The organism is Pseudomonas sp. PGPR40, from assembly GCF_022014505.1.
Taxonomy (GTDB): domain Bacteria; phylum Pseudomonadota; class Gammaproteobacteria; order Pseudomonadales; family Pseudomonadaceae; genus Aquipseudomonas.
Genome location: NZ_JAKLSP010000018.1, coordinates 60076 through 74829 on the forward strand (window position 1 = coordinate 60076; position 14754 = coordinate 74829).

Sequence of the window (14754 nt, forward strand, 5' to 3'; positions counted from 1 at the left end):
CGGGTAACACCTCATTGGGATGTGAGCAAAGGCGGGCGGCGTAGCAAACCGTGCACCGGACCGAACACCACGGACAGCAAATACAATGCACCAGCCACCAGCACGATCGCCGGACCACTGGGCAGCGAGTAGTAAAACGACAGCAACAATCCGAACCAGACCGAGAGGCAGCCGAGCAGCGCGGCGATGGCCATTAGTATCGGTAAGCGGCGACTCCAGAAGCGTGAAGCCGCAGCCGGCAACATCATCAAACCAACCACCATCAAGGCGCCGATGGCCTGGAAACCGATGACCAGGTTCAGCACCACCAGCGTCAGAAATACCCCATGAGCCAATGGCCCGAGGCGGCTGACGGTTTGCAGAAAGAGCGGGTCGAGGGTGTCCAGCAACAGGGGTTTGTAGATGAGGGCCATGGTGACCAGGCTGAAGCCCGAGACCCAAATCATGCCGGTCAAAGTCGGCCCATCGACCGCCAGCGCCGAGCCAAACAACAGGTGCAAAAGGTCCAGACGCTTGCCGGCCATGCCGAGGATCAGCACGCCGCTGGCCAGCGATATGGGGTAGATCGCGGCCAGGCTCGCGTCTTCCCGCAGACCGGTGCGACGGGTAATCCAGGCGGCCAGTCCGGCCATGCTCAAGCCGGCACCGAGGCCGCCGATAGTCAGCGCGGGCAAGCTCAAGCCGGCGAACCAGAAGCCCAATGCGGCACCAGGCAAGATGCCGTGAGCCACCGCGTCGCCGATCAGGCTCATGCGCCGCAGGATTAGAAACACCCCAAGCGGAGCGGTGCTGCAGGCCAAAACCAGACCACCGAGCAACGCCCGACGCATGAAGACGAATTCGTGGAACGGTTGCCAAAGCTGAGCGGCAGCGATCATCAAGCCACCTGTGTCTGGGGTTGTTGGCGAATCAGATCGGTACTGGGACCGAGGACGCCGCCGCTGCTTTTGATCAACAGGGCTTGTGGGATGTGTTGGCGCACGGCGGCCAGGTCATGGCACACCACCAAAAGCGTTCGGCCTTTGGCATGCCAGGCGTGGATGTGTTTCCAGAGCAGCGCCTGGCCGAGTTCGTCGAGCGCGGCGTGGGGTTCGTCGAGCAATAACAAGGGCGCTTCGGCGAGACTCAACCGGGCGAGCAGGGCACGTTGTAATTCGCCCCCGGAGAGGGCCATCAATGGGCGATGTTCCAGGCCGGTCAGACACCAGTCTTCCAAAGCAGAATTGAGGCGTTGGCTGCGCATCTCCGGAGCTTGTTTGCTGCCCCAGAAACCGGCAGCCACCAACTCTTGCAGGCTGATGGGGAATTGCCGGTCCAGATGTTGTTGCTGAGGCAGGAATGAAAGGCTGCCTCTACGTGGAACATCAATCATGACTTTGCCGGTCAGTGGCTTTTGCAGACCGGCGATGACTTTCAGCAGGCTGCTTTTGCCCGAACCGTTGGCACCAATAACGGCAGTTAGGCTGCCCTTGGATAATTGGAAATCCATCGGCGGAGTAAGCGGTTGACCGGGTGCGCCCCAGCGCAAGGCTTGGCATCGGATCATGCAGCCTCCCAATTCCAACGGCTTTCGGCAACGGCATCGTGGGCGTGAAGACTTTCGGCGTGGACGACTCGCACATGGAAGGCGTTGATGCCCGGGGAACATTTCAGGGCCAGGTTCAAGCGTCGGGCAGCGTCTTCGCAGAACATCAGGTTCTGACCGTTGGCGAGGGCGAAGGCTTGTTCGTCGGCGCGTTTCACGGCGGTTTGCACCGCGGTGCCGAGGGCTGCTTCCGCATCGTTAATCGCGGCGATTAGCGGCAGGTCATCCAGACAGTCGTCCAGACGTAACTGCAATTGTGCATTGCTGCGTTGGCTATGCGGGGTGGCGACGATGCCTTTCGTAGAGCCGAGCCAAGCCAGAACGTCAGCGTGTTGCAATGACCGATTGGCGAAGTCATCAACGAATTGCTGCTGGATCAACTGCCGCGAAAGTGCCGCTGAGCACGGGCAGGTTGAGGAATAAGGAACGTCGATTTTTAGTTCCACGTGGAACATCGTGTTTTTCAAACTCGCTTCGATGCTCACTGGATAGGTTTTCCAGCCGGCCAGCGGACTGATGAGCGCGGGTCTTTTGAGCAACAGTTCGGTGTGAATTTTTAGGTAAGCATTGTGGGAAAGCCCTTCATGGGTATCGAGAAAACTGTGCAAGACCCGTCGCAACAACGCCGGTGAAAGGTTTTCCTGCTCAAGCATTTCCAATGTCAGATACAGCCGCGACATATGGATGCCACGCGCCTCTCCATCGTCAAGGCTAACGCCAGCGTCGACCTTTGCGCTCAGCCGCTGGCCGTCGAATAAAACAGGAAGAGCAATGCCGCACATGCCCACCCAATCGAGTGGCAGGGCTTGGCGTGAGGCCTGCGCGGCGATATCCGGCAGAGTCAGCGCATTCATGAGCAGGTCCATCGTGGGAGTTGATTTGGAATGTTATATTATAACAGTCAAATCGACGATGCCTTTTTCGTGAGCGGGCCTTCTCCATGCGCAGACGTCACTTGCTCAGCCTGATTCTGGCCAGCACGGCCTTCGTATTGATCTGAGTGGCACCTGCTGGGCGCCACTAGCCTGCTCAATCTCAAGGACAAGGATCCGATGCTCGCTGCAGCGCTATTTTCAGAAGAGCCCACCGATGAACAGCTACATCGCGTGGCAGCAGGAACAGAAAAGGGCCTAGCAACCGGTCATTCGGCTACACGTGAACTTGCCGCTGCTGCCGTCGGAGCTGGAAAACCGATTGATGGTTGTCCAGCCAACCCGGCGGTTGTAGCCGGCCCAGGCTTCGCCATCGGACGCGATGCCCGTGAAGAACGTCAGTTGCCCGTAGCGGCTATTGGTTTGCGCCCATTGGCGTTTGCCGGCTGCTTCGAAGCCGCGCAGATAGATCGTGCTACCGACGGTGTTAATGCTGTACGCATTGCCGTCGGCATCCACGCAGGCCAGCAGATTGGCGCTGCGGGTGCATTTAGCCAGGCTCGGGATTTGTCCCCAGGCATCGACCGCGATCAGCAACGAAAGGCTCAACAGCGAGAATCTCAGGGCGTTTCCCATGGCATTTCTCAAAGGGGGACGGGTTAAAGCATCGTGCCCTTTGTCGTGGGGAGCAAGAGGGGAGTGGTTTGTTTGTGTTGTTATACTATAACATAAATACACCTGTTCTGATGAGCCACCTCCCAGCCTGAAGCCAAAGAACGTGAAGAGCTGCGCGAACGCCATCAACGAGCGATTTGACCGGCCATACCCGATGAGGAATACCTGATGCCCAATCGTCTCCCCGTGACCGTCCTGTCGGGCTTTCTCGGCGCCGGAAAAAGTACACTTCTTAATTACGTATTACGTAATAGAGATAATTTGCGGGTCGCTGTGATCGTCAACGACATGAGCGAGATCAATATCGATGGCAGCGAAGTTCAGCGCGATGTCAGCCTGAATCGTGCCGAAGAAAAACTCGTGGAAATGAGTAATGGCTGCATTTGCTGCACCTTGCGCGAAGACTTGTTCGAAGAAGTCAGCAAACTCGCCAAGGACGGTCGTTTCGACTACCTGTTGATCGAGTCCACGGGCATTTCCGAGCCGCTACCCGTCGCGGAAACTTTCACTTTCCGCGATGAAGAAGGGCAGAGCCTGGCCGACATAGCGCGGCTCGACACCATGGTCACCGTGGTCGACGGCATGAACTTCCTGCTCGATTATCAGGCCGCCGAAAGCCTTGCTTCCCGTGGCGAAACCCTGGGAGAGGAAGACGAACGTTCGATCACCGACCTGTTGATCGAGCAGATCGAATTCGCCGACGTGATCCTGATCAGCAAGATCGATTTGATCAGCAGCCGCGAACGCCAGGAGTTGATCGCAATCCTTGAACGGCTCAATTCCCAGGCCGAAATCATTCCGATGGTCATGGGCGAAGTGCCGCTCAAGAAGATTCTCAACACCGGACGCTTCGACTTCGAAAAAGCCGCTCAGGCGCCGGGATGGTTGCAGGAATTGCGCGGTGAACACGTGCCCGAAACCGAGGAATACGGGATCGCCTCCACAGCATATCGGGCACGGCGACCGTTTCATCCACAACGCTTCTTCAGTTTTATCGACCGTCCGTGGGTGAACGGCAAATTACTGCGTTCCAAAGGTTTTTTCTGGTTGGCCAGCAAACACAGGGACGCTGGTAGCTGGTCCCAGGCCGGCGGCTTGATGCGCCATGGTTTTGCCGGGCGCTGGTGGCGTTTCGTTCCGAAAAACCAATGGCCGCAAGACGAAGAAAGCACCGCCGGGATCATGGAAAACTGGACGACCGCCACCGGTGATTGCCGCCAGGAACTAGTGTTTATCGGCCAAAACATCGACTTCGCGCAACTCGCCGTCGAACTCGATAACTGCCTGCTGACGGATGCTGAGATGGCCTTGGGTGTCGAGGGCTGGCAGCTACTGCCCGATCCGTTCGGTCCTTGGCACGAAGAGGCGGCCGCCTGATGTTGGCGCCCAGTCTGAAGCTGCGATCGGTCATTCGTCAGGTTCAAGGTGATACGCCAAAAGCGCTGACCGGGATTCTGGACGACGACGTAAACCTCGCCCTGTGGCAACGCCAACTCCCGACGCACATTGCCGATTTCGGTCGCTTATTGTTGTCCCTGAACGAGCCGCTGGCCGAGTCGCTGTCCCTGGAAATGCCCAGCGATGACGCCGAACCCAATCTCCACGGTTTAGCCTCAGGCTTCAGCGACCTGGAAGGTTACGAAGGCTTTATTGCCGATGTTTCCTGGCTGGTCAGCGCTTTCGCCTGCCTATTGGGCGCCCAGCGTATTGGCCTGCGCCTGCGGGTTCTGGACACAGCCATGTGCCCGCGTTTCCATGTCGATCATGTGCCGGTGCGGTTGATTACCACCTACGCGGGTATTGGCAGCCAATGGCTGAAAGAAGGGGCGATGGATCGTCGGCAATTAGGCAAACCTGAGGCCGAACCGCAGGACGATTCGCGGATCCAGCAAATAACCAGCGGCGAAGTGGCGTTGTTAAAAGGGGAGAAGTGGCACGGCAACGAAGGCTTCGGTTTGATCCACCGCTCGCCGCAGCCGGCACCGGGCGAGCGTCGTTTGATTCTGACCCTGGACTGGCTGAGTTAGCGGCTCAAGGCTTGAGCCAGGTTCCCTGGCTCTGGTCTTCGCAAAATGGCTTCAAATATGCCGCATCGGTGGCCACGCCGTAATAGTGAATATCCTGCCGGTAAGGCATATTGGCGACTTGAGCGTTGCTGCATACCCCGAACGCGCCGGAGGGGCATTGGTCGACGTACTGCACCTCGACTTTCTGCCCGGGCAGATTCGGCTGGCAGAAACCATCGGCGAACAGTTTTTCCGGGATGCTGCGGTTTTGCTGGCAAACTTTCACGTCGAGCCGCTCAGCCGTGCTGTGCACCACGCAGGCCTGGGCCAGCGCTTCGCCCGATGTGAGCGCCAGAAGCAACGACCATCCCATCAACCGCATTCTTTACCTCCTCAGAAAACCTCGACCATGTTGCAGAACATTCCCACCCACGTCATTGCCGGCCCGTTGGGTGCCGGCAAGACCAGCCTGATCAAGCACCTGTTGGCGCAACGGCCCGAGGGTGAGCGCTGGGCGGTGTTGATCAACGAGTTCGGCCAGATCGGGCTGGATGCCGCGCTGTTGACCCAGGACGCCGATGGTATCGCACTGGGGGAAGTGGCCGGGGGCTGTTTGTGTTGCGTCAATGGTGCACCGTTTCAGATCGGCCTCGGGCGGTTGCTGCGCAAGTCACGACCGGATCGACTGTTCATTGAACCCTCGGGGCTGGGGCATCCGGAGCAGTTGCTCAGGCAATTGAGTGAGGCTCCGTGGCAAGGCGTCCTGGCGGTGCAGCCGTCCGTGCTGGTGCTGGATGCCCTGGCGCTCGCGGCCGGAAAATTGCTGCCTGAGGCGCAACAGCAAGCCTTGGACAGTGCCGGGTTGCTGTTGCTGAACAAGGCAGAAGGCCTCGACGACAGTGATCGCCAGCGAATCGCTGCACAGTTGCCGGAGCGTTCTTTGTACTGGACGCAGCAAGCGGTCTTGCCGTTGAGCGAGTTACCGGGGTTGGGGGCTCACGCTGTCGCGGGTGTGGATAACTTTGTCATGCCCAAGGGATTGGCGCAGATGCCGGCCATTTGGACCGATCCGACGCTGCCGATTTGTTTGAGTCAGGCGCAGGAGGGCGGTTGGAGCGTTGGATGGCGTTGGCATCCGAGTCAGATATTCGATGCCGTACTGATCGGGAAATGGCTTGAGCGCCTTGAATGGCGGCGGGCGAAACTGGTTATCCACAGCGTCGAGAGTTGGATGTCGGCCAATGCAGTGGATAACTCAATACTGGATTGGCAGCCCAGCGAATGGCGTCGGGATTCGCGTATTGAGTTGATTTTCAGTGAGCCGCAGTCTGTTGAAGTGCTGCAGGAAAGTTTGGCGACATGCAGGGTTCAAGCGAACTAGCTGATTTTTTTGCGCAGTCTGTGAAGGCCTCTTCGCGAGCAAGCCCGCTCCCACAGGGAGGCTGTGGTGTGCACACAAGTTGTGCAGCACAACAGATCAATGTGGGAGCGGGCTTGCTCGCGAATGGATTTGACTGACGACAACTACCTTCAAGGACGCCACTTCGTGTGTTCTTGCCGCCACTGACTCAATTCAATCACCTCCGCTCTGGGCTTCGTAACATCGACCACCGGTGGTGTGTCGTCGAACGGCATCGGGTAAGGCGCAAGTTCGATCTGTGCGCTATGGGCGCCGAACTGGGTGATGGTGCCGATATGGCGGGTTTCGCCGGTCACGGTGAATTCGAAGTTATACACACGGGCCAGGCGCCGACGGCCATTGGCGTCTTTAATGAAGGCGATCTTCTTCAAGGCTACGTTGCCGTCCAGCAGCTCGATCCGCAGCTTGGCGCAATGCTGCATGACCCGCTCCAGCGCGCGTTCACGCAAGCCGTGGTTGTGCCACAACCACGCGCCACCAGTGGCGAGCAGCATCAGCACGAAGATATTTCCGAGGGTCAGCATTAACAGGGGTGCTCCAACAAGATAGTGCCAGCTTAACTGTGTCGCCGGTCTGTCGTACAGGCTGCGTTTGGTCGCATACTGCGCGGCTTGAATTTCAATCGTTTGACGGAAAACTCACCGCATGAAACGTACGCCCCATGTGCTCGCCATCCAGTCCCACGTGGTGTTCGGCCACGCCGGCAACAGCGCCGCGGTTTTCCCGATGCAGCGGGTCGGGGTGAACGTGTGGCCGCTCAATACCGTGCAGTTCTCCAACCACACGCAATATGGCCAGTGGACCGGGGAAGTGCTGCCCCCGCATCAGATTCCTGAATTGGTCGAAGGAATCGCCGCGATTGGCGAACTGGGCAATTGCGATGCGGTGTTGTCCGGCTACCTCGGCAGCGCAGCCCAGGGCCGGGCGATTCTCGCGGGCGTGGAGCGAATCAAATCGATCAATCCTAAAGCGTTATACCTCTGCGACCCGGTGATGGGTCATCCGGAGAAGGGCTGCAGCGTACCGGCGGAGGTTAGCGATTTTCTGTTGGAAGAGGCCGCAGCGATGGCCGACTTCATGTGCCCGAACCAGTTGGAGCTGAACAGCTTCTCGGGACGCAAGGCGCAGTCATTGTTCGATTGCCTGGCCATGGCGCGGGCGCTGCTGGCGCGCGGCCCGAAGGCGGTGCTGGTCAAGCATCTGGACTATCCCGGCAAACTGGCGGATGGCTTCGAGATGTTGCTGGTGACCGCTGAAGGCAGTTGGCACTTGCGTCGGCCGCTGCTGGCATTTCCGCGTCAGCCGGTGGGCGTTGGCGATCTGACTGCCGGGTTGTTCTTGGCGCGTGTGCTGCTGGGTGATAGCTGGGTGGCCGCCTTCGAATTCACCGCGGCGGCGGTGCATGAAGTGCTATTGGAGACCCAGGCCTGCGCCAGCTATGAGCTGGAACTGGTGCGGGCGCAGGACCGGATTGCCCATCCGCGGGTGCGGTTCGAGGCTACAGCGATCAGCCTCTGAGCTTCGCGTCGACCCCCATTCGCGAGCAAGCCCGCTCCCACATTGGTTCTCTGTCGTACACGAAAACTGTGTGCGCTGAAAATCTATTGTGGGAGCGGGCTTGCTCGCGAAGACAATCTAATGAACGCCGTCAAACTGACTGAACACCTCAGGCATCGCCCTTGATGTCCTGATAACGCTTTTCCAGTTCCTGACGAATCTGCCGACGCTGCTGGGCCTGCATGTACCGGCGCTTGTCTTCACTGTTCTGCGGTTGCAGCGGCGGGACTGCGGCCGGTTTGCGCTGGTCATCCACCGCGACCATGGTGAAGAAGCAGCTGTTGGTGTGGCGCACCGAGCGCTCGCGGATGTTCTCGGTCACGACTTTGATGCCCACCTCCATCGAGGTGTTGCCGGTGTAGTTGACCGAGGCCAGAAAGGTCACCAGTTCGCCGACGTGAATCGGCTCGCGGAAAATCACCTGATCCACCGACAGGGTCACCACATAGCGGCCGGCATAGCGGCTGGCGCAGGCGTAGGCCACTTCATCGAGGTATTTGAGCAGGGTGCCGCCGTGGACATTGCCTGAGAAGTTGGCCATGTCGGGGGTCATCAATACCGTCATCGACAGCTGGGCGTTTCCGGGTTCCATAACGTACTCACGGGTTCAAGGCAGAATTTCGGGGTGCACCTCTGGTGGGTGCTTGGTTTTTCAAACCAACAGTTATCGGGACGCCGGGCGGGGGACGGCCGTCACGCCCGAATCGATCTGTTTCCATATATTGCACCCTCTTCTCGCCGGAAGTCGCGGTGTTACCCTTCAAAAGCCCGCCCCAAGGAGCCACACACATGCATGCCATCAGTTTCATTCAGGACCTGGCAGTGATCATGTTGATCGCGGGTGTGGTGACCGTGCTCTTTCATCGTCTCAAACAACCGGTAGTGCTCGGCTACATTGTCGCCGGCTTCATCATCGGCCCGCACACGCCACCGTTCAGCCTGATCCACGATGAAGCAACCATCAAAACCCTCGCCGAACTCGGGGTGATTTTCCTGATGTTCTGCCTGGGCCTGGAATTCAGCCTGCGCAAGCTGTTCAAGGTTGGCGCCACGGCGTTCATCGCGGCCTTCCTGGAAATCGTCCTGATGATCTGGATCGGCTATGAAATCGGTCGCTGGTTCGACTGGAACACCATGGATTCGCTGTTCCTCGGCGCGATCCTGGCGATTTCCTCGACCACCATCATCGTTAAGGCGCTCAATGACCTGAAGATGAAGAACGAGCGATTTGCGCAGCTGATCTTCGGCGTGTTGATCGTCGAAGACATCCTCGGCATTGGCATCATCGCGTTGCTGTCGAGCATCGCAGTCAGCGGCACCGTCAGTTCCGGCGAAGTGTTTTCCACGGTCGGCAAGCTTTCACTGTTCATGATTGTCGCACTGGTTATTGGCATTCTGCTGGTGCCGCGACTGCTGGCCTATGTGGCCAAATTCGAAAGCAATGAGATGCTGCTGATCACCGTGCTGGGCTTGTGTTTCGGCTTCTGTCTGCTGGTGGTCAAACTTGAATACAGCATGGTCCTCGGCGCGTTTCTGATTGGTGCGATCATGGCCGAATCGCGACAACTGCTGAAAATCGAGCAATTGATCGAGCCGGTTCGCGACTTGTTCAGTGCCATTTTCTTCGTCGCCATCGGCCTGATGCTCGACCCGATGATCCTGCTGCAATACGCCTGGCCGATCGCGGTAATTACCGTGGCCGTGGTGCTGGGAAAGATGGTGTCCTGCGGCCTCGGTGCCTTTATCGCCGGCAATGACGGACGCACCTCACTGCGCGTGGGGATGGGGCTCTCACAGATTGGCGAATTCTCTTTCATCATCGCCGCGTTGGGTATGACGCTGCAGGTCACCAGCAACTTTCTCTATCCGGTGGCGGTGGCTGTTTCGGTGATCACCACGCTGTTGACTCCGTATCTGATTCGCGCCGCCGATCCGCTGTCGATCAAGCTTGCTGCAGTGATGCCGCAGCGTCTAAGCCGTGTATTGGGGATGTATGGCGAATGGCTGCGCAGCATCCAGCCTCAGGGCGAGGGCGCGCTATTGGCGTCGATGATCCGGCGGATTCTGTTGCAGGTAGGAGTGAATCTGGCGTTGGTGATTGCGATCTTTTTCTCAGGTGCGTTCTTCGCCGAGCACATGTCGGTTTACCTGCAAGACTGGATCAGCGACCCGAGCTGGCAGAAAGCATTGATCTGGGGTGGGGCGTTGCTGTTGTCACTGCCGTTTCTGATCGCCGCCTATCGCAAGCTCAAGGCGCTGTCGATGCTGCTGGCGGAGATTGGGGTGACGCCGGAGATGGCCGGTCGTCACACACAGCGAGTGCGTCGGGTGATCGCCGAAGTGATTCCGATCCTCTCGCTGTTGGTGATCTTCCTGCTATTGGCAGCCTTGTCGGCCAGTATTCTGCCGACCAGCAAGTTACTGGTGCTGATTGTCGTGGTCGCGGCCGCCGTGGCGGCACTGCTCTGGCGTTGGTTCATCCGCGTGCATACGCGGATGCAGGTGGCCTTGCTGGAAACGCTGGACAACCATAACGATTCGTCCGGGCATTGACCTCAGCCGGTCCGGCGGATCAGCTTTCCAGCCAGACGTCCCGCGCCCAGTGCCATACCGATTCCCAGGTTTCTTCGGCGAGCAATTCTTCTTCGGCCAACCACAGCACCACGGTGCCGTCTTCTTCGACCAGATAGTAATTGTCACCGTCCTGGCAGATCGGAATCATGCTGCGATCGACGCCAGCATCCCAAGCGTTGGCGGCAACGTCTGGGAGGTAGGTGTGGGACTGCGGGTCGGTGACGGTCACCGGCTCCAGGCTGCCGTAGACCACGTCGCTGACGGTCAGCAAAAATTCTCTGAAGACGAACGGGATGTCGATGAACAGTTGCTCTTCGATTTCCACAATCTGATCTTCATCAGGCAACTCCAAGGGGACCGGTACCGGTTCGTTGGCTTCACGCAGTTGTTCGATGATTTCTTCCACGTCCGGGATCCTCTTGCTTGATGGCGCGGTTTAGTTGGGGCGGTTTATACAGTAGCTCGCTATAGATGCAACCGCGAAATAGAAAACCCCGGCCGGGGCCGGGGTTTTATTACAACAGGTGAAACGCAGGAAGTGATCAGCCGTTCTGGCGGATCCCCGCTACCAGCCAAGGCTGGTTTTCGCCCTGTGCCCGTTCCATGTTCCAGCTTTCGCTGAACACTTCGCCCTGATCGAAGCGCGAGTTCTTCGACACGCCGCTGAAGGTCAGGGTGGCGATGGTCTTGTCCGCACGGTCATCGACGCCGTCCAGTTGTACCTGGAGGTTATCGATGTAGGTCGACTGGAAGCCGTCGCCCAGATCGGCACGTTCGCGCTTGAGGAACTCCAGCAGTTGCGGAGTTACGAACTCGGCGATCTTGTCCATTTCGTTGGCGTCCCAATGCTGCTGCAGGGACTGGAAGTGGTTGCGGGCCGCTTCAATGAAGTTGTTTTCATTGAACCAGGCTGGCGCGTTGATCACCGGACGAGCGGCAGCAGGTGCAGCCGAACCGCCGAAGACCGAACCGCTCGCAGGCTTGTTCTCGAACACTTCACGTTGCATCGGCGCATGGCCTGCCGGCGCCATGTGCTCCTGCTGCTTGCGACGACGGGCGGCGATGAAACGGAAGACCAGGAAGGCGATGACCGCCATGATCAGGATGTCGAAGATCTGCATGCCCTGGAAGCCGTCGCCCATGAACATGGAAGCCAGCAGGCCACCGGCAGCGATACCGGCCAGAGGGCCGAGCCAACGCGAAGCACCGCTGGCCTTGGTCGCGGCGCCAGCAGCACCGGCCGCGCCCGCAGTGGCGGCAGCGCCGCCTGCAGCAGAAGAAGGAGCCATTTGGCTGGTCTGGTGAGTCGGCGCAGCGCCGGAGCTCTTGCCGCCACCAAAGCGCTTGGCGGCATTGGCGTCGAGGCTCATCGTCAGGCCAATACACAACGCCATGGCGATGCTAAGAAAACGTTTCATAAAGGGAATTCCCATTTGTGGAAGGCACGCGCGCCATGTTGCACAGCTGAAGTGTTACTGGCTAGCGGCAGAGTGTTTCGGGCTTTTGCCTGACAGATTGTGTTCAGCTTCAATCAGCGCAATAGGTCCTGTTAACTTTGGCTGTAGGACGAGTGGATAAGTTCTGTAGGAGTCAGGACATCAACCTGTGGGAGCGGGCTTGCTCGCGAAGGCGGCACCGCGGTGTATCAGAAACACCGCATTATCGTTCTTCGCGAGCAAGCCCGCTCCCACAAAAGGCTCTCGGTTGTCCTTAGATCGCTTCCAGCTTGGCATAACCCAGCATCAACCACTTGCTGCCTTCGCTGAAGTTCACCTGCACCCGCGCCTGAGCACCGGCGCCTTCGAAATTCAGGATCACACCGTCGCCGAACACCGAATGCCGCACGGTCTGGCCGAGGCTGAACCCGGTGTCCGGGATCGCGCTGCCGCCGAACAGGCTGCTGGAACTTTGCTGCTGGCCACCGCCGAACGGACGGCTAACGCTGTTGGACAGCCGCACTTCCTGGATCAGGCCTTTCGGCACTTCACGTACGAAACGCGACACCTTGTTGTAGGTCTCGCTGCCGTACAGACGTCGGGTTTCAGCATAGGTCAGCACCAGATTCTGCATCGCCCGGGTGATACCGACATAGGCCAGGCGGCGTTCCTCTTCAAGACGGCCGGGTTCTTCCAGGCTCATCTTGTGCGGAAACAGGCCTTCTTCCATGCCCACCAGAAACACGTAAGGGAATTCCAGGCCCTTGGCGCTGTGCAGGGTCATCAACTGAATGCTGTCTTCGTGTTCGTCGGCCTGGGTATCTCCGGCCTCCAGCGAGGCATGACCGAGGAACGCCGCCAATGGCGACTGCTCTTCATCCTCTTCCGGGTTTTCGAAGTTACGCGCGGCGCTGACCAGTTCCTCAAGGTTTTCTACCCGGGCCTGGCCTTTCTCGCCCTTTTCCGCTTGGTGATAGGCGATCAGCCCCGACTGCTCGATGACAGTCTGGGTCATCAGGTGCAGTGGCATATCCATGCATTTGGCAGCGAGGTTCTCTATCAGCTCCATAAACGCCCCAAGGGCGCCAGCAGCGCGACCGGTCAGGCCTTTGTTGGCCACCAGCTGACGCATGGCTTCCCACATCGAAACATCGCTGTGTCGCGCATGATCGCGGATCGCTTCGACGGTTTTTTCGCCGATGCCGCGGGCCGGAACGTTGATCACCCGCTCCAGGGCTGCATCATTGCCACGGCCTTCCAGCAAACGCAGGTACGCCATGGCGTTCTTGATTTCTGCCCGTTCGAAGAAGCGCTGACCGCCATAAATGCGGTACGGGATGCGCTCGCGTAGCAAGGCTTCTTCCAAAACGCGCGACTGGGCGTTGGAGCGGTACAAAATCGCGATATCGCTACGAGCCAAGCCGGTTTTCAACGCGCTTTCAATGGTTTCAACCACGTAACGTGCTTCATCGTGTTCATTGAAGGCGGCGTACAAATTGATCGCTTCGCCTTCGCCGCCATCGGTCCACAGCTCTTTGCCCATGCGCCCGGTATTGTTGGCGATCAGCGCGTTGGCAGCTTTGAGGATCCCGGCCGTGGAGCGGTAGTTTTGCTCCAGACGAATGATCTCGGCATCCGGGAAATCGTCGGAATACTGATAGATGTTCTCGATTTTCGCGCCGCGCCAGCCGTAGATCGACTGGTCGTCGTCACCGACCACCATCAGGCTGTCGCCACCCTTGGCCAGCAGACGCAACCAGGCGTACTGCACGGCGTTGGTGTCTTGGAACTCGTCCACCAGAATATGCCGGAAGCGCTTCTGATAATGGGCAAGCAAGCCCGGATGATCGCGCCACAGATCCAGGGCGCGCAGCAGCAATTCAGAGAAGTCGATGACGCCGGCGCGCAGGCAAGCAGCCTCATAGGCTTCATAAATGCTGCGCATAGTCGCCAGGAACAGATCGCCACTGGCTTGAATATGTTGCGGACGCAGACCTTCGTCTTTCTGCCCGTTGATGAACCACTGGGCCTGCCGGACCGGCCAGCGTTGCTCGTCCAGGCCCAGCTCGCGGATCACCCGCTTTACCAGCCGTTGCTGGTCGTCGCTGTCGAGAATCTGGAAGGTCTGGCTCAGGCCGGCTTCCTGCCAGTGCGCCCGCAGCAAGCGGTGCGCCAGGCCGTGGAAGGTGCCGACCCACATGCCGGCCGGGTTAATACCCATCAGCTGCTCGATGCGATGACGCATCTCGGCAGCAGCCTTGTTGGTGAAGGTCACCGACAGAATGGAGTGGGGCGAGGCGTTTTCGACCTGGATCAACCAGGCGATACGGTGCACCAGCACTCGGGTTTTACCGGAGCCAGCACCGGCCAGGACCAACTGACGACCCACGGAGGCAGCTACGGCCTGACGTTGGGCATCGTTGAGGGAGTTCAGCAGAAGGGAGAGATCATCGCGCATCGGGGCATTCTAGGGTGCGCCGTCACCCCGGGCAAACCGAGCTTTGCATTAGCCGATGAAAGAAGCATCGATGACGACTGGTCGGTCACTGGCTGCAAGCGTTGGCGGGACTCGTCTGGCCACTTTTGTACCGGGGCGGGCGGCTCAAACTTTCGTCTATTTTATGACCTT

Annotated in this window: 15 protein-coding genes; 5 read left to right on the top strand and 10 right to left on the bottom strand. The window is 58.8% G+C overall.

Translation table 11 applies throughout. From position 1 onward, the window contains the following. Positions 1-11: 11 nt before the first annotated feature. From MEB48_RS16625 to MEB48_RS16640, 4 genes are all read right to left on the bottom strand, one after another. Positions 12-878, bottom strand: a complete 867-nt coding sequence (locus MEB48_RS16625) for a metal ABC transporter permease (RefSeq protein WP_237885170.1) — start codon at positions 876-878, stop codon at positions 12-14. Continuing rightward, complete coding sequence (locus tag MEB48_RS16630) at positions 878-1546, bottom strand: metal ABC transporter ATP-binding protein (protein ID WP_237885171.1); 669 nt, start codon at positions 1544-1546, stop codon at positions 878-880. Before MEB48_RS16630 ends, MEB48_RS16625 begins: the two co-directional genes overlap by 1 nt. Then, positions 1543-2439 carry a GTP cyclohydrolase FolE2 gene (folE2, locus tag MEB48_RS16635; protein ID WP_237885172.1) on the bottom strand — a complete coding sequence of 299 codons (897 nt, stop codon included), beginning with the start codon at positions 2437-2439 and terminating at the stop codon, positions 1543-1545. Before folE2 ends, MEB48_RS16630 begins: the two co-directional genes overlap by 4 nt. A gap of 276 nt (positions 2440-2715) precedes the next feature. Beyond that, positions 2716-3093 (bottom strand): glutamine synthetase, encoded by a 378-nt coding sequence (locus MEB48_RS16640; RefSeq protein WP_237885173.1) that lies wholly within the window; start codon positions 3091-3093, stop codon positions 2716-2718. A 207-nt stretch (positions 3094-3300) separates the two neighbouring features. On the opposite strand from MEB48_RS16640, the gene zigA reads away from it, so the two are divergent. Together zigA and MEB48_RS16650 are read left to right on the top strand one after the other, a co-directional pair. Further along, positions 3301-4509 (top strand): zinc metallochaperone GTPase ZigA, encoded by a 1209-nt coding sequence (gene zigA, locus MEB48_RS16645; protein ID WP_237885174.1) that lies wholly within the window; start codon positions 3301-3303, stop codon positions 4507-4509. Then, positions 4509-5159 carry a DUF1826 domain-containing protein gene (locus MEB48_RS16650; RefSeq protein ID WP_237885175.1) on the top strand — a complete coding sequence of 217 codons (651 nt, stop codon included), beginning with the start codon at positions 4509-4511 and terminating at the stop codon, positions 5157-5159. The genes zigA and MEB48_RS16650 overlap by 1 nt, the downstream gene beginning before the upstream one ends. A gap of 4 nt (positions 5160-5163) precedes the next feature. On the opposite strand, the gene MEB48_RS16655 is transcribed toward MEB48_RS16650, so the two are convergent. After that, complete coding sequence (locus MEB48_RS16655) at positions 5164-5520, bottom strand: NADH:ubiquinone oxidoreductase (protein ID WP_237885176.1); 357 nt, start codon at positions 5518-5520, stop codon at positions 5164-5166. A 27-nt stretch (positions 5521-5547) separates the two neighbouring features. Between MEB48_RS16655 and MEB48_RS16660 the strand changes: the two genes are divergently transcribed. Continuing rightward, on the top strand, positions 5548-6519 hold the full coding sequence (locus MEB48_RS16660; protein ID WP_237885177.1) for a CobW family GTP-binding protein: 972 nt from the start codon (positions 5548-5550) through the stop codon (positions 6517-6519). A 149-nt stretch (positions 6520-6668) separates the two neighbouring features. Here MEB48_RS16660 and MEB48_RS16665 read toward each other — a convergent pair whose 3' ends face one another. Next, positions 6669-7082, bottom strand: a complete 414-nt coding sequence (locus tag MEB48_RS16665) for a DUF3301 domain-containing protein (RefSeq protein WP_237885178.1) — start codon at positions 7080-7082, stop codon at positions 6669-6671. A gap of 121 nt (positions 7083-7203) precedes the next feature. On the opposite strand from MEB48_RS16665, the gene pdxY reads away from it, so the two are divergent. Next, positions 7204-8076 (top strand): pyridoxal kinase PdxY, encoded by an 873-nt coding sequence (pdxY, locus tag MEB48_RS16670; RefSeq protein ID WP_237885179.1) that lies wholly within the window; start codon positions 7204-7206, stop codon positions 8074-8076. Positions 8077-8224: 148 nt separating this feature from the next. Here the strand turns inward: pdxY and MEB48_RS16675 are convergent, their stop codons facing one another. Beyond that, a complete protein-coding gene (locus MEB48_RS16675) occupies positions 8225-8707 on the bottom strand; it encodes an acyl-CoA thioesterase (protein ID WP_007896533.1) in 483 nt (160 codons plus the stop codon). Between the two features lie 197 nt (positions 8708-8904). Here MEB48_RS16675 and MEB48_RS16680 point away from each other — a divergent pair, with 197 nt between their 5' ends. Continuing rightward, entirely contained in the window at positions 8905-10668 is a 1764-nt protein-coding gene (locus MEB48_RS16680) for a cation:proton antiporter (protein WP_237885180.1), read from the top strand. 19 nt (positions 10669-10687) lie between these two features. Here the strand turns inward: MEB48_RS16680 and MEB48_RS16685 are convergent, their stop codons facing one another. From MEB48_RS16685 to uvrD, 3 genes are all read right to left on the bottom strand, one after another. Continuing rightward, a complete protein-coding gene (locus MEB48_RS16685; RefSeq protein WP_008073570.1) occupies positions 10688-11095 on the bottom strand; it encodes an SMI1/KNR4 family protein in 408 nt (135 codons plus the stop codon). A 136-nt stretch (positions 11096-11231) separates the two neighbouring features. Next, positions 11232-12107, bottom strand: coding sequence for a Tim44 domain-containing protein (locus tag MEB48_RS16690; protein WP_237885181.1), 876 nt, complete (start codon positions 12105-12107; stop codon positions 11232-11234). A gap of 292 nt (positions 12108-12399) precedes the next feature. Then, positions 12400-14583: a DNA helicase II gene (gene uvrD, locus MEB48_RS16695; RefSeq protein ID WP_237885182.1), complete on the bottom strand. Its 2184-nt coding sequence runs from the start codon at positions 14581-14583 to the stop codon at positions 12400-12402. Between the last annotated feature and the right edge of the window lie 171 nt (positions 14584-14754).

What these genes read in the sequence shown, in the direction of transcription:
- MEB48_RS16625 (WP_237885170.1), bottom strand. Translation starts at nt 878, where the DNA reads ATGATCGCTGCCGCTCAGCTTTGGCAACCGTTCCACGAATTCGTCTTC.
- MEB48_RS16630 (WP_237885171.1), bottom strand. Translation starts at nt 1,546, where the DNA reads ATGATCCGATGCCAAGCCTTGCGCTGGGGCGCACCCGGTCAACCGCTT.
- folE2 (WP_237885172.1), bottom strand. Translation starts at nt 2,439, where the DNA reads ATGAATGCGCTGACTCTGCCGGATATCGCCGCGCAGGCCTCACGCCAA.
- MEB48_RS16640 (WP_237885173.1), bottom strand. Translation starts at nt 3,093, where the DNA reads ATGGGAAACGCCCTGAGATTCTCGCTGTTGAGCCTTTCGTTGCTGATC.
- zigA (WP_237885174.1), top strand. Translation starts at nt 3,301, where the DNA reads ATGCCCAATCGTCTCCCCGTGACCGTCCTGTCGGGCTTTCTCGGCGCC.
- MEB48_RS16650 (WP_237885175.1), top strand. Translation starts at nt 4,509, where the DNA reads ATGTTGGCGCCCAGTCTGAAGCTGCGATCGGTCATTCGTCAGGTTCAA.
- MEB48_RS16655 (WP_237885176.1), bottom strand. Translation starts at nt 5,520, where the DNA reads ATGCGGTTGATGGGATGGTCGTTGCTTCTGGCGCTCACATCGGGCGAA.
- MEB48_RS16660 (WP_237885177.1), top strand. Translation starts at nt 5,548, where the DNA reads ATGTTGCAGAACATTCCCACCCACGTCATTGCCGGCCCGTTGGGTGCC.
- MEB48_RS16665 (WP_237885178.1), bottom strand. Translation starts at nt 7,082, where the DNA reads ATGCTGACCCTCGGAAATATCTTCGTGCTGATGCTGCTCGCCACTGGT.
- pdxY (WP_237885179.1), top strand. Translation starts at nt 7,204, where the DNA reads ATGAAACGTACGCCCCATGTGCTCGCCATCCAGTCCCACGTGGTGTTC.
- MEB48_RS16675 (WP_007896533.1), bottom strand. Translation starts at nt 8,707, where the DNA reads ATGGAACCCGGAAACGCCCAGCTGTCGATGACGGTATTGATGACCCCC.
- MEB48_RS16680 (WP_237885180.1), top strand. Translation starts at nt 8,905, where the DNA reads ATGCATGCCATCAGTTTCATTCAGGACCTGGCAGTGATCATGTTGATC.
- MEB48_RS16690 (WP_237885181.1), bottom strand. Translation starts at nt 12,107, where the DNA reads ATGAAACGTTTTCTTAGCATCGCCATGGCGTTGTGTATTGGCCTGACG.
- uvrD (WP_237885182.1), bottom strand. Translation starts at nt 14,583, where the DNA reads ATGCGCGATGATCTCTCCCTTCTGCTGAACTCCCTCAACGATGCCCAA.